This is a genomic window from Wenzhouxiangella sp. XN79A, from assembly GCF_012272825.1.
Taxonomy (GTDB): domain Bacteria; phylum Pseudomonadota; class Gammaproteobacteria; order Xanthomonadales; family Wenzhouxiangellaceae.
This window is the reverse complement of sequence record NZ_JAAWWS010000157.1, coordinates 97669-110917: the sequence shown is the minus strand read 5'-3', so window position 1 is coordinate 110917 and position 13249 is coordinate 97669. Positions and strand designations below refer to the sequence as shown.

The window sequence follows — 13249 nt, the reverse complement described above, 5'->3', positions numbered from 1 at the left end:
CCGCGGAGATGGAAGGGCTTGCCGGGTACAGAGGGGTCAGAGCCCGAAGCGAAGCCGGATGGTTGTTTCCGGCTTGGTTCGGTGAACGGCCCTTCGGTGGGCGGGTGTTCTGCTTCTGGTGTTCTGCTCGCCTTCGGGTTGTTGCTGCCCCGGGCTACAAGCCGTTTCGCCACGCGGACTTCGTCCGCTTTCTGGCGAGGTACTTTTGTCAAACGCCACAAAAGTACCCAAAAGGGCTTTTTTAAAAGCGCGCGTACCGGGCGGGGTTTGCCCTCCGGTGAGGGTCGTGGCGCGAAGAATCGCGAAGTGCCGCGGAGATGGAAGGGCTTGCCGGGTACAGGGGCATTGGAACCCGAAGCGAAGCCGGATCATTGCTGCTGGCTCGGTTCGGACACAGGCCGCTTCGGTGGACGGTCGTGGCCGACCAGCGACGGCTCGGCCTGGCCCTGGCTTCTGGGTTGCATCCGGGGCCACTGTAAACCGCAGCCGGAGTGAGCCAGGGCGCGGTCCGACCACCGGCCCACCGACGCAGTCCGGCAGCCACTGCCCGTTCAGCCGCCTGTAAGAGCGCTTTTGCCTACTTTTGTCGCGACTGACAAAAACAGGTCGCCAGAAAGCGGACGAAGTCCGCGTGGCGAAACGCTTGTAGCCAGACCCCCGGCACAGCCGCCGGACAGGGCTCCGGCAAGACGCGAAGAAAGCAAACCACCTCTCAGCCGAAGCTTGTGGCCGACCAACGACAGATCGGCCTGGCCCTGGCTTCGCGGATGCATCCGGGGCCACTGTAACCCGCAGCCGGAGCGAGCCAGGGCGCGGGCCGACCACCGGCCCACCGACACAGTCCGGAAGCCCCTTCGCGTTCCGCCGCCTTCGAAGAGCGCTTTTGCCTACTTCTGTCGCGACCGACAAAAACAGGCCGCCGCACAATGCGAAACGCTTGTGGCCCGAACCCCGGCAACAACAACTGACGCGGCTCCAGAGAAAACCTGCAGAAAGCGAATACTGTCGAACAACGCCCAGCGCAATCAAAAGTCAAACTTCTGCAATCACTCCTCGTCGACCGGCTCCAGCAGGTCGTCGAGCCTGGGCGCCAGGTCGTCGGCGCGGCGGGCCGGGATGGCATAGGCCCACGGGGACAGGCGGCCGTCGACGGCAACGGCGTTTGCCAGGCGCTCGGCGGACGCCTGCTGCGCAGGCGGCTCTTCGGCCGGACCTTGCGTGTCCGCATCGTCGGCGTCGCTGACCGGTTCGATCGGGGGGGGCACGGCGTCTCCGGCGTCGGCAACCGTGAAGTGCACCCAGGCGGTCGCGTCGTCGCCGTCACCGTCCCGCCAGGTGTGCGCGCTGAAGCGCAGGCCGTCGGCGGTGAGCAGTTCGGTGATCACGGTGTCGTCGGGGTGCGGCGGGTCGAAGCGGCGGACGTCGTCGAGGTTCAGGCCGCGGATGCCGTTGGCCAGTGCGTCGCGCTTCCAGGCCGGGCCGGCGCTGCGGCCTTCCGGCACATCGCGCAGGACCCAGTCGCCCGCCTCGCCCGGCTTCTCGAGCACGACGGTCTCGCCGTCCGGGTGCGTGACGGTGATCGCGACCAGGTCCTCGCCGGGGATGTCCATGATGCCGGGCTCCAGCCACGACACCGGATCGGCGGCCAATTCGATGACGCGGTCGGCCAGCCAGGCCCGGGACTCACCGGCGATCCGGACGTAGCTGCCGCTGTCGGTCGGGTCGACCTGGCCGACGATCAGCGACGGCAGGTCGGTGCCCGGGAAGTCGATCCGGCGGCCGGTGGCCTCGGCATCGCCGGTCTCGGCCACGCCCAGCCGGCCGTACCAGTCGGGATTGTCGGTGCGCGGCTCGTCGCGCTGGGCTTCGGCCAGCGTGCGCAGCAGGTCGACCACCTGGCGGAAGTCGGCCTCGTAGCCGTCGCGCTCGGCCACCTGCCAGCGCGCATCGTCGCGCCGGAGCCGGACCGTGGTCGCTCCGCCCGGCGCGACCACGTCGACGGCATCGATCGCATTGACCTGTTCGGCGAGCCCCGGCAGCAGCGGGCCGGCCTCGACGGTCGGCGCGCCCCGCTCGTCGCCCAGCAGCATCACCAGCGCGATCGCGACCAGCGTGGCGGCCGCGAGCGCAAGCAGCAGATTGCGGTTCATCGACGTCCTCCTTCGTGCTGCGCCCGGCGCCGCCGCCAGGCCACGACCAGCGCGACCAGCGTGACCAGCAGCGGCATCAATACGATGTTGATGACCTTGATCCGTGTGCCGAGCGCTTCGATATCGCGGTCCAGCTCACGCCGGACCTGGCGCAGTTCGCGGCGAATCTCCAGGCGCTGATCCATGAACCGGTCGATCGCGGCTTCCTGTTCGGGCGTCAGGATGCTCAGGTCGGCGTCGCCGCGCGCCTGCTGCAGCTCGGTCAACTGCGCTTCGGTTTCGCGCAGTTCGGCTTCGAGCTGCTGTTCGGTGGACCGCAGGCGCGCCTCGGCCTCGCGGCGGAGGTCGTCGACCAGGCCGAACGGCCGGTCCGAGGTTGCCCGGCCGCGGATCGAGATCAGGTTGGCGTCACCGAGCAGGTTCTCGACCGCATTGACCGCCAGCGCGCCGTTGTCGGCAAAGGGTTCCAGCAGCACCTGGCCGAGGAAGCGCTGGCGCTGCACCCACAGGGCGTCGGCCAGCAGGTCGGTGTCGGCGACCAGCACGGCGTTGATCGGACCCTCGCCGATCCAGTCCTCGCGCTCGCTCTCGGGCCAGGCGGTGGTCGCGGTGCCGGACAGGCGTACCGCCAGCGTGCGCGTGAGACCCTCGTCGCCGAGCTCGTCGAGCAGCGTCGACGGGTCAGCGGCCATCCGCAGCCGTTCGGCCGGCAGCAGGCCGGCGGCGTCGCTGGACTGGATGAGCGGAATCGCCTCCAGGCCGTCGGCCAGGCCGGCCAGGTCGAAGGCACCGGCCGAGGCCACGTTGACGGTCTCGAGCTGGGCCGTGACCAGGTCATCGACGTCCATGTCGGCGCGCGTCAGGCCGAGAATGGCGGGATGCCGCACCGGCGGCTGCCCGGGCTGCAGCGTGACCTGCAGTGCGCGACCCGGGTCGGCGACGAACTGTTCGACGTCGAAACCGATTCCCCAGGCCTCGAACAGCTGCGGCAGCGATGAATCGCGCTCGGCCATGAAGCGTGCGGCCGGGTCCATCGGGTTGTCGCCGGGGTCGGCCTCGGCATAGGGATCGACGAAGGCCAGCAGGCGTCCGCCGCCGAGCACGAACTGGTCGATGTCGCGCACCAGGCCTTCGGAGAGCTGCTTCGGGTGGACCAGGACCAGCGCGTCGAGATCGTCCGGCAACGAGGCCGCGGTCGGCTGCACGGTCTGTACATCGAACAGCTGGGTCCACTGGTCGTGGATGGCCCAGGCCGGGGACCGCTGCCCGGTCTGCGGATCCATGCCGCCGGTGATCGGCAGGCCGCTGATCAGCCCGACCTTGGCCCGGTCCGGCGTGGCCAGCGCGGTGATCATCCGGGCCAGGTCGTACTCGAGGAAGCGTTCGCGCTGCGGCGAGGCGAACGGCAGCACTTCGAGCCCGTCGATGCGGTTGGTGCCGACCACGCCCAGGTACAGCACGTCGCCGGCCTGGCTCAAGGGTACGGCCTCCAGCCCGTAGCGCGCCGCGTCGTCTTCCTGTTCGGAAAACGGCACCGGATCGATCCGGGCGATCTCCAGCTGCCCGTCGGCGCGGCTTTCCATTTCCTGCATCAGTTCCCAGACCCGGTCGGCGTAGCGCCGGATCTGCGGCAGGTCCTCGCTGGCCCCGTCGCTGAAGTACAGCCGAAGCGTGACCGGCTCGGCCAGCGACTCGAGGATGTTCACGGTGCCGTCGGACAGGGTGTAGAGCCGGTTCTCGGTGAGGTCCACGCGCAGGTTCTTGAACAGCAGTCCGGCGAGCACGGTCAGCACGACGAACAGCACGGCAAGAAGGACCAGCGCGCCGGTGGAGTAGAGATTCTTCATGCTCACTGCGCCTTCTTCAGTTCGATGACGATGCGGTTGGCGGTCAGCCAGAAACCGATGACCAGGGCGAAGTAGACCAGGTCACGCAGCTCGACCACCCCGCGCGAGATGGAATCGAAATGCCCCAGGAAGCTCAGGTTGGCGATCGCGTCGACGGCCGCCTGCGGCAGCCAGCCGCGGAACAGGTCCAGCACCAGCGGCAGGCCCGACAGCAGGAAGCCGAAGCAGACCACCACCGACAGGATGAACGCGACCACCTGGTTGCGGGTGACCGCCGACAGACAGGCGCTGATCGCCAGGAAGCCGCCGGCCATCAGCCAGCTGCCGAGGTAACCGGCCAGGATCACGCCGTTGTCGGGGTCGCCGAGCACGTTGACGGTGATCCAGATCGGGAAGGTCAGTGCCAGCGCCAGGCCGATGAACAGCCAGGCGGCGAGGAACTTGGCGGTGACCGCCTCGCCGGCCGTCACGGGAAGGGTGAGCAGCAGCTCGATGGTGCCGGACTTGCGCTCCTCGGCCCACAGCCGCATGCCGATGGCCGGCACCAGGAACAGGTACAGCCAGGGATGGAAGGTGAAGAAGGGCTGCAGGTCGGCGATCTCGCGCTCGTAGAAGCCGCCGAGGTAGAAGGTGAAGGCGCCGGCCATCAGCAGGAAGATGACGATGAACACATAGGCGACCGGCGTGGCGAAGTAGCTGGCCAGTTCGCGCTTCAGCAGCACGCCGAGGGTACGGTCGAACGGGCGCATCAGGCGGCCTCCTCGCGAGCGGTCTGCTGGGTGATGGTGCGGAATACGTCATCCATCCGACCGGCCTCGAGCTGCACGCGCTCGACCGGCCAGGCCGACTGCTCGGCCAGCGCCGAGACGGCCCGGAACAGGTCGCCCTTGCCGGACGGGAACACGGTGACCAGGCCGCGCCGGATCTCGACCTCCCCGGCCTCGTCCAGCCCGCTGAGTGCCGAGGCAGCCGCCTGCAGGTCGGGCGTGGCCAGGCTCACGGCGCGTGCATAGCGCGAGCGGGCCAGCAGTGCGGCCGGGGTGTCGTCGGCCAGCAGTCGGCCGTGGGCGATGATCATCGCCCGCGAGCACAGCGCGTCGACCTCTTCGAGAATGTGGGTGGAGATCACGATGATCTTGTCCGGCGCCATGTCGCGGATCAGCCGGCGGACCTGCTGCTTCTGGTTGGGGTCCAGGCCGTCGGTCGGCTCGTCGAGGATCAGCACGGGTGGATCGGACAGGATGGCCTGGGCCAGACCGACTCGGCGCTTGAAGCCCTTCGACAGCGTCTCGATGGTCTGGTGACGGACCTCGCCGAGCTCGAGCCGATCGATGACCTGCTCGACGCGCGCGATCGCCTCGCGGCCTTGGAAGCCGCGGGTGCCGGCGGCGAACTCGAGGAAGCGCAGCACCGAAAGCTCGCCGTACAGGGGCGCGCCTTCGGGCAGGTAGCCGATCAGCCGACGCGCGGCCAGCGAGTCGCTGCGGATGTCGTGGCCGTGAATCATCGCCGTACCGGAGGTCGGCGGCAGGAAGCCGGTCAGCATCTTCATGGTGGTCGACTTGCCGGCCCCGTTCGGGCCGAGGAACCCGAGCACGGTGCCGGGTTCGACGCTGAAGGTCAGGCGGTCGACGGCGGTGAAGTCTCCGTATCGCCGGGTGAGCTCTCGGGTCTCGATCATCTCGACAGGCTCCGGATCAGGTAATGGACCGCGCTTCGATTGGGGGTATCGCCGGGAGTTTTCAAGACCCGGTTTCGTGGCGGCGAATCGGATAGCCTAACCGTTTCGCCCGTCCGACCCGCAACCGGGTCGCATCGGGCGCCCGAATCACGGATCGCTTCGTTCATGCAGGTCGACATCCTGGATCATCTTCCCGCCGGACTGCTCGAGCATCCGGCCCACCACCTGGCTCGGCACCTGAACGGGCCGACCTTGATCCATCTGCCCGGCCGCCGGCCCGAGCCGCTGTTCGTCTCGGTCATCCAGCACGGCAACGAGATCTCGGGCTGGGACGCGGTGCGCCGGCTGCTGGCCGGCCGCTATGGGCGCGATCCGCTGCCGCGCAGCCTGGCCCTGTTCATCGGCAACGTCGAGGCGGCCGCCGAACGCAAGCGACGGCTCGACGGCCAGCCCGACATGAACCGCTGCTGGCCCGGCTCGCACGATGCGGCCACGCCGTGGCACGCAGAGCTGGCAAGGATCACCGAGCACATCCGTCGACTCAAGCCCTTCGCCAGCATCGACATCCACAACAACACCGGCGAGAACCCGCACTACTCGGCGGTCAACGCGATCGAGCCGGAGCGGCTGAACCTGGCCAGCCGCTTCTCGCGCACGGTGATCTTCTTCACCGAGCCGGCCGGCGTTCAGTCGATGGCCTTCGGGAAGTTCTGCCCGGCGGTGACGCTGGAATGCGGCCAGCCGGGCAAGCGCGGCGGCACCGACCATGCAATGGCCTATCTGGAAAACGTGCTGAACATGGACGGCCTGTCGCAGCGCTACCCGAACCCCGAGGACCTCGACCTGTTCCAGGTCACGACCACGGTGCAGGTCGACAGCGACTGCAGCTTCAGCTTCGGCGAATCCGACGCCGAGCTGGTGCTCGACGCCCACATCGACCGGCTGAACTTCACCGAGGTGCCGCCGGGCACCGCCATGGCACGTCACAACCGCGCCGACCGCTCGCTGCTGGTGGCGATCGACACCGACGGTCACGATTGCACGCGGGACTGGTTCCGGATCGAGGACGGCCGCGTCGTCCTGCGTCGACCGGCGATGCCGGCCATGCTGAGCACGCATGCCGAGGTCGTCCGCCAGGACTGTCTGTGCTACCTGATGGAGCGGATGCGCATCCGCCGGCCAGCGCCGTATGCCGACCGACATGTCGAACTGCCCGAAGCCCGGCCCTGACCGCCAGCGCTGCAGGCCTGCCGGAGGACCTGACGTTCGGCACCTGCGCCCGGTGTCCTGCAAGCGATAGAATCCCGGTCTGATTCGGGACTCGGGAGCTCGCTGATGAACCTCTGGACCGCACTGGTCGCGATCGCCGGCATCATCGGTATCGTCCAGATCACCCGCTATCGCCTGGAAAGCCGCCGCGCCGAAACGGCCGAGCCCGACCCGCACGCTCGCGAGACCATCGAGCGGCTGGAGGAACGGGTCCGCACCCTCGAGCGCATCGTCACCGACGACAAGGAAGCGCTGAAGCGGCGCTTCGACGACCTCTGAAGGGCCGACCATGAGCGTGCCCGCCGACGACGATCGGCCTTCGCTGGCCCAGCGACTGGTCCGCCTGTTCCTGAAGGGCCTGGCGACGATCATCCCGATCGCGCTGACCCTGCTGATCGTGTTCTGGCTGGCCGGTCTGGCCGAGGGCGGCGTCGGCGCGATGATCCGCTGGGTGCTGCCGGACGACCTCTACATTCGCGGCATGGGCCTGATCGGGGGCATCCTGATCGTCATGGCCATCGGTCTGCTCAGCCAGGTCTACCTGTTCCGCAAGCTGATCGACCTCGGCGAAGCCGTGCTCGACCGCCTGCCGCTGATCAAGCCGGTGTTCCGGGCCACCAAGGATTTCGTCGATTACTTCAGCGATAACGGCGGAAAGAAGTTCGACCAGGCCGTTCTCGTCCGCCAGCCCGAGCTGGGCCTGGCCATGGTCGGCTACGTCACTCGCGAGGACTTCTCCGACCTGCCGTTCGGAAAGGAAGGCGAAGTGGCCGTCTACCTGCCGCTGAGCTACCAGGTCGCCGGCTACATGATCATCGTGCCCCGCGACTGGCTGGAACCCATCGACATGCCGTTCGACGAGTCGCTGCGCTTCGTGCTGACCGCGGGAATGTCGCGGCGGGCAGGGCCGAGGGACTAGGGCCGAGGGACTAGGGGCGACTGTGTTGTATGGGCGGGTTCGCGACGCTCCTCCGTTCTTCACTCGTCCCTCGCCCCTGGTCCCTCTCCTGGTCCCTGACCACCCGAACCTCGGCCCCGCCCGATTCCCAGCGCGGGTCATGGGCGGCTTCGAGCGTGTTGCTCTCGTAGTCCCACATCACGCCGTGCATGTTGCCCCAGGGCCGGGCCCGGACTTCGACGTCGTGGCCGCGGGCTTCGAGTTCGGCGATTTCATCGTCGGTCAGGGCATCGCGCTCGACCGAGATGCGGTCGGGCAGGTACTGGTGGTGGAAGCGCGGTTTCGAGACCCAGGACTCCGGGCCGTTGCCGTCGAGAAAATCGAGGATGCCGAGCAGGACCATGGTGATGATGCGCGAGCCGCCCGGCGTACCGAGCACGGCAAGACGATCGGGGCCGTGGATGATGGTCGGGCTCATCGACGACAGCATCCGCTTGCCGGGTTCGATGGCGTTGGCGCGGAACCCGATCAGGCCGTAGGCGTTCGGCTCTCCGGCCTTGGCCGCGAAGTCGTCCATTTCATTGTTCAGCAGCACGCCGGTGCCCGGCGGGGCGTACCCGGCACCGTACGGCAGGTTGACCGTCAGCGTGGCCGAGACGCGGTTGCCCTCGGCGTCGATCAGCGAGAAATGGGTGGTGTTGGTCGAATCGTCCAGCCGGTCGGGATCGGCCGCCAGGTGGGCCGACGGCAGCGCGCGATCCATCCGGATGGTCGTGCGCACGCCGGCGGCGTAGTCGTCGCCGAGCAGCAGGTCGGTCGGGATATCGGCGAAATCGGGATCGCCGAGATACAGCGCGCGATCGCGATAGGCCCGGCGCATTGCCTCGGCCAGCAGGTGCACGCGGTCTACACGATCGAGCTCGAAGTAGCCGAACGGCTCGATCAGCTTCAGGATCTGGGCAATCGCGATGCCGCCCGACGACGGCGGCGGGGCGGTCAGCAGCGTGTAGTCGCCGAACTCGATGGTAATCGGGTCGCGTTCGACGACCCGGTAGCCGGCCAGGTCGGCCAGCGTCCAGATGCCGCCCTCGGCGCGCACGCCCTCGACCAGCTTCTCGGCGGTCTCGCCGCGGTAGAAGCCGTCGGGGCCGTGCTCTGCCAGCCGCTTCAGCGTTGCCGCCAGGTCGGTCTGGACGATGACATCGCCGATGTCCGGAAGCTCTCCGCCGGGCATGAAGATCGCCGCGGTCTCCGGCCACCGCAGCATCACGTGGGCACGCCAGTTCAACAGCTGCTGGTACTTGAGATCGACCGCGAAGCCCTGCTCGGCCAGCCGGACGGCCGGCGCCAGCGATGCCGACAGCGGCAGCCGGCCGTAGGTCTCGGCAATGTGCGCCCAGGCCGCGGGGGCGCCCGGAATGCCGGCGGCCAGCGCGCCATCGATGGCCAGTTCGCGGACGAACTCGCCGTTCTCGTCGAGGTACATGTCGGCGGTGGCCGCACCGGGCGCGGTTTCACGGCCGTCGACCATCGTGGCGAAACCGTCGGCGCGCTCGAGCAGCCAGAAGCCGCCGCCGCCGATGCCCGACGAAGCCGGCTCGACCACCGCCAGCGCGGCCGAGACGGCCACCGCGGCGTCGAACGCGTTGCCGCCGGCGGCCAGCACCTCGAAGCCGGCCTCGGTGGCCTCGGCATGGGCGCTGGAAATCGCCGCGGCGCCGGGGCCCGGACGGGCGGACTCCTGGTCGCCGAGCACATGGACGGGCGCCAGCAGAAGGAGAAGGGGAAGCAGAAGGTTCGGGCGGATGCGCATGGCTCCTCCGGGAAGGAATTCGAACAGGGGGTTCAGGCGTAGTGCCGTTTCAGTGCGGCGGCGACCCGCTCGTCGACGAACTCCGACACATCACCGCCGAGGCGGGCGATTTCCTTGACCAGGCTCGAGGAGATGAAGCTGTACTCCTCGGCCGGGGTCAGGAACACGGTCTCGGCGTCGCGGATCAGGTGGCGGTTCATCGACGCCAGCTGGAACTCGTACTCGAAGTCCGACACCGCGCGCAGGCCGCGCAGGATCACGCCGGCGCCGCGGCCGGCGACGAAGTGCGCCAGCAGATCACTGAAGCCGACCACCTCGACGTTGGGCACGCCATGGGCCTCGAGCACCGATTCGGCCAGCTCGATGCGCTCGGCCAGGGCGAAGGTCGGCTGCTTGTGCGGGCTCTCGGCGATCGCGACGATCACCCGGCGGAACATCCGCGAGGCCCGGGCGATCAGGTCGGCATGACCGTTGGTCAGCGGGTCGAAGGTGCCCGGGTAGATCGCAACGCTGTAGTCCAGCTCCGACGGGTCGAGCGGTTCGGTCATCGGTAGAGTTCGCCAGGTGAATGAGAACAGCCCGCGATTATACCGGCCGCGACTCCTCGGCCCGGTCGCCGTCCCGGTCCGGGGCCAGCAGCTGCATCCGGACATCGCCCTGGACCTTCTCGCGCAGCCGCAGCCAACCCGGACTGTCGCCGACCGGATCGGCGGATCGAGCAGCGCTTTCGACGTACACCCGAGCCTCGTCCGACAGCCGGCCGGGCCGGCCCAACGCATCCAGCGCGGCCCGGTGCAGCCCGGCGTCGAAGGGTGGATCGACGAACACCAGGTCCAGCGGCGCACCCTCCGGCGCATCGAGACGCTGCAGCCAGCCCAACGCGTCGACGGTGTGCACACAGACTCGTTCGGCGCCGGGCCAGCCTTCGATGGCCCGCTTCAGCGCATCGCCGGCGCGTCGATCGAGTTCGACCAGGTCGACGCGAGCGGCCCCGCGCGAGGCCGCCTCGAAGCCCAGCGCCCCGCTGCCGGCGAACAGGTCGGCCACGCCCCGCCCGGCTACCCGCCCCTGCAGCCAGTTGAACAGCGTTTCGCGGGCCCGGTCGCCGGTCGGCCGGAGCCCCGGCCGGTCGAGCACGGCGAGCCGCCGGCCGCGCCAGTCGCCGCCGATGATCCGGACCTGTCCCGTGCGTTTGGATCGAGCCACGGTGCTAGCATAGCGGGCTTGTCACGCAGTGCTGCAAGCGCGGCCCGTCAACGATGTTCTCGATCTTCCGACGCAAGAAATCCGGCGACGGCCTCGAGCCGACCGCCGTGGTCGAAAAACCGCAATCGGGCCAGGACCCGCTCGAGGCCCGGATGGAGCGGACCCGCTCGAACCTGGCGAGCCTGTTCGGGCTGATCCGGGGTTCGGAGTCGATCGACGACGACCTGCTCGACGACATCGAGACCACGCTGCTGACCGCCGATCTCGGCGTCGCGGCGACCACCCGGATCATGGACCGGCTGCGCGACGGCGTGAAGCGCGGCCTGGTCGCCACGCCGGCCGACGTGCTGCCGGCGGTCCAGGCCGAGCTCTACGCCCTGGTCGAGCCCTGCGAGCAGTTCCTGGCCGTCGACCCGAGCAGGAAGCCGTTCGTGATCCTGATGGTCGGTGTCAACGGCGTCGGCAAGACCACCACGATCGGCAAGCTGGCCCGGCGCTACCTCGACGACGGCCTGAAGGTCATGCTGGCCGCTGGCGACACCTTCCGCGCCGCCGCCGTCGAGCAGCTCAAGGAATGGGGCCAGCGCAACGACGTGCCGGTCATGGCCCAGGGCCAGGGCGCCGATTCCGCGGCGGTGATCTTCGACGCCCTGCAGTCGGCGAAATCGAAGGGCGTCGACGTGCTGATCTGCGACACCGCCGGCCGGCTGCACACCCAGGACCACCTGATGAAGGAGCTGGGCAAGATCCGCCGGGTGATGGGCAAGGTCGACGACACCGCGCCGCACGAGGTCATGCTGGTCGTCGATGCCGGGACCGGCCAGAACGCGCTGGCCCAGGCCCGGCAGTTCGACCAGGCCGTGCAGCTGACCGGGATCACCGTGACCAAGCTCGACGGCACGGCCCGCGGCGGCATCGTGTTCGCGATCGCCGAGGAGATGAACCTGCCGATCCGCTTCATCGGCGTCGGCGAGCGCGCCGTGGACCTGCGGCCCTTCGACGCCGGCACCTTCATCCACGCCGTGCTGCCGGTCGAGACCGACTGACCCCGGGCCCGATGGCGCCCTTCGCGACGCGGCTGCTGCGCTGGTGGCGCGCCCACGGCCGCCACGACCTGCCCTGGCAGCATCCGCGCACGCCCTACCGCGTCTGGGTCTCGGAAATCATGCTGCAGCAGACCCGGGTCGAGACCGTCATCGGCTATTTCGACCGCTTCGTGACCGCCTTCCCCGACGTGACCGCGCTGGCCACCGCCGAGCTCGACGACGTGCTGGCGCACTGGTCCGGCCTGGGCTACTACGCCCGCGCCCGCAACCTGCACGCTGCGGCCGGGCTCATCGTCGAACGGTACGGCGGCGAGTTTCCCGCCCACGTCGACGCGCTGGCCGCCCTGCCAGGCATCGGCCGCTCGACCGCCGCGGCCATCGTCGCCCAGGGCTTCGATCAGCGTGCGCCGATCCTCGACGGCAACGTCAAGCGCGTGCTGGCCCGCCATGCCGGCATCGCCGGCTGGCCGGGCCGCAGCCCGGTCGAGAAACAACTGTGGATCGAATCCGAGGCGCGGACACCCAAGCGCCGAGCCGCCGACTACACCCAGGCGATCATGGACCTGGGCGCCACGCTGTGCACCGCAAAGACGCCGGCCTGCCCCGACTGCCCGGTACGCAGCGACTGCATCGCCTTGCGCGACGGACGTACGCAGGAACTGCCAACGCCGAAGCCGAAGAAGTCGCTGCCGACCCGCGAGCAGCGCTTCGGCGTCTACCGCGACGGCCGGGGGCGCGTGCTGCTGGAACGCCGCCCGCCGACCGGGATCTGGGGTGGTCTGTGGTGCCTGCCGGGCGATCCCGCGACGGCCGGCACGTCTGCCCGCCCGCCGGAACTGCCCGAAACCATCGACCACGTGTTTTCGCACTTCCGGCTGCAGATGAGGCTGGAGTACCGGGTCGTCGACGACCCGGATCGCGTCGCCGACGGCGCCGAGCGCCGCTGGATGCCCCTCGACAAGGCGCTGGCCACCGGCCTGCCCCGGCCGGTCCGCGCGCTGCTCGAACAACTCCGTGCCGCGGCCTCTACAATGGACGTCGAATCGAACCCGGAACCGTCGCCATGAGCCGCACCGTGCACTGTGTCTACCTCGGCCGCGAGGCCGAAGGGCTGCCCCGCAAGCCGCTGCCCGGCGAACTGGGCGAGCGGGTCTTCAACGAGATTTCGGCCGAGGCCTGGCGCAAGTGGCTGGCCCACCAGACCATGCTGATCAACGAGAATCGACTCTCGCCGATCGACCCCGAGCACCGCAAGTACCTGATGGACCAGGCCGAAGCGTTCCTGTTCGGCGGCGAGGTGGACCAGGCCGAGGGCTACGTGCCGCCGGAGGACTGAGCC

Annotated in this window: 13 protein-coding genes; 6 read left to right on the top strand and 7 right to left on the bottom strand. The window is 69.1% G+C overall.

The features are described 5' to 3' along the window. Positions 1 to 1046 precede the first annotated feature (1046 nt). The 4 genes from HFP89_RS12480 to HFP89_RS12465 are packed head-to-tail and all read right to left on the bottom strand — an operon-like array spanning position 1047 to position 5678. Complete coding sequence (locus HFP89_RS12480; protein ID WP_168717996.1) at positions 1047 to 2150, bottom strand: DUF4340 domain-containing protein; 1104 nt, start codon at positions 2148 to 2150, stop codon at positions 1047 to 1049. After that, positions 2147 to 3997, bottom strand: coding sequence for a Gldg family protein (locus HFP89_RS12475; protein ID WP_168717995.1), 1851 nt, complete (start codon positions 3995 to 3997; stop codon positions 2147 to 2149). Before HFP89_RS12475 ends, HFP89_RS12480 begins: the two co-directional genes overlap by 4 nt. A gap of 2 nt (positions 3998 to 3999) precedes the next feature. Then, positions 4000 to 4746 (bottom strand): ABC transporter permease subunit, encoded by a 747-nt coding sequence (locus tag HFP89_RS12470; RefSeq protein ID WP_168717994.1) that lies wholly within the window; start codon positions 4744 to 4746, stop codon positions 4000 to 4002. After that, a complete protein-coding gene (locus tag HFP89_RS12465; RefSeq protein WP_168717993.1) occupies positions 4746 to 5678 on the bottom strand; it encodes an ABC transporter ATP-binding protein in 933 nt (310 codons plus the stop codon). Before HFP89_RS12465 ends, HFP89_RS12470 begins: the two co-directional genes overlap by 1 nt. Before the next feature lie 165 nt (positions 5679 to 5843). Here HFP89_RS12465 and HFP89_RS12460 point away from each other — a divergent pair, with 165 nt between their 5' ends. From HFP89_RS12460 to HFP89_RS12450, 3 genes are all read left to right on the top strand, one after another. Then, the gene (locus HFP89_RS12460) at positions 5844 to 6908 is read left to right on the top strand and encodes a M14 family metallopeptidase (protein WP_168717992.1); all 1065 of its coding nucleotides are present in this window, start codon (positions 5844 to 5846) and stop codon (positions 6906 to 6908) included. A 105-nt stretch (positions 6909 to 7013) separates the two neighbouring features. After that, positions 7014 to 7226 carry a hypothetical protein gene (locus HFP89_RS12455; protein ID WP_168717991.1) on the top strand — a complete coding sequence of 71 codons (213 nt, stop codon included), beginning with the start codon at positions 7014 to 7016 and terminating at the stop codon, positions 7224 to 7226. A gap of 10 nt (positions 7227 to 7236) precedes the next feature. Beyond that, positions 7237 to 7866, top strand: a complete 630-nt coding sequence (locus HFP89_RS12450) for a DUF502 domain-containing protein (RefSeq protein WP_168717990.1) — start codon at positions 7237 to 7239, stop codon at positions 7864 to 7866. 10 nt (positions 7867 to 7876) lie between these two features. On the opposite strand, the gene ggt is transcribed toward HFP89_RS12450, so the two are convergent. From ggt to rsmD, 3 genes are read right to left on the bottom strand one after another with little or no spacing between them, the layout of a single operon-like run. Then, the gene (gene ggt, locus HFP89_RS12445) at positions 7877 to 9658 is read right to left on the bottom strand and encodes a gamma-glutamyltransferase (protein WP_168717989.1); all 1782 of its coding nucleotides are present in this window, start codon (positions 9656 to 9658) and stop codon (positions 7877 to 7879) included. Positions 9659 to 9690: 32 nt separating this feature from the next. Beyond that, positions 9691 to 10206: a pantetheine-phosphate adenylyltransferase gene (gene coaD, locus HFP89_RS12440; protein ID WP_168717988.1), complete on the bottom strand. Its 516-nt coding sequence runs from the start codon at positions 10204 to 10206 to the stop codon at positions 9691 to 9693. A 37-nt stretch (positions 10207 to 10243) separates the two neighbouring features. After that, the gene (rsmD, locus tag HFP89_RS12435; protein ID WP_168717987.1) at positions 10244 to 10864 is read right to left on the bottom strand and encodes a 16S rRNA (guanine(966)-N(2))-methyltransferase RsmD; all 621 of its coding nucleotides are present in this window, start codon (positions 10862 to 10864) and stop codon (positions 10244 to 10246) included. A gap of 53 nt (positions 10865 to 10917) precedes the next feature. Here rsmD and ftsY point away from each other — a divergent pair, with 53 nt between their 5' ends. Genes ftsY through HFP89_RS12420 form a run of 3 tightly spaced genes read left to right on the top strand, consistent with a single transcriptional unit; the run spans position 10918 to position 13246 of the window. Next, positions 10918 to 11910: a signal recognition particle-docking protein FtsY gene (ftsY, locus tag HFP89_RS12430; protein WP_168717986.1), complete on the top strand. Its 993-nt coding sequence runs from the start codon at positions 10918 to 10920 to the stop codon at positions 11908 to 11910. Positions 11911 to 11921: 11 nt separating this feature from the next. Then, entirely contained in the window at positions 11922 to 12977 is a 1056-nt protein-coding gene (mutY, locus tag HFP89_RS12425; RefSeq protein WP_168717985.1) for an A/G-specific adenine glycosylase, read from the top strand. Beyond that, entirely contained in the window at positions 12974 to 13246 is a 273-nt protein-coding gene (locus HFP89_RS12420) for an oxidative damage protection protein (RefSeq protein ID WP_168717984.1), read from the top strand. Before mutY ends, HFP89_RS12420 begins: the two co-directional genes overlap by 4 nt. Positions 13247 to 13249: the final 3 nt, after the last annotated feature.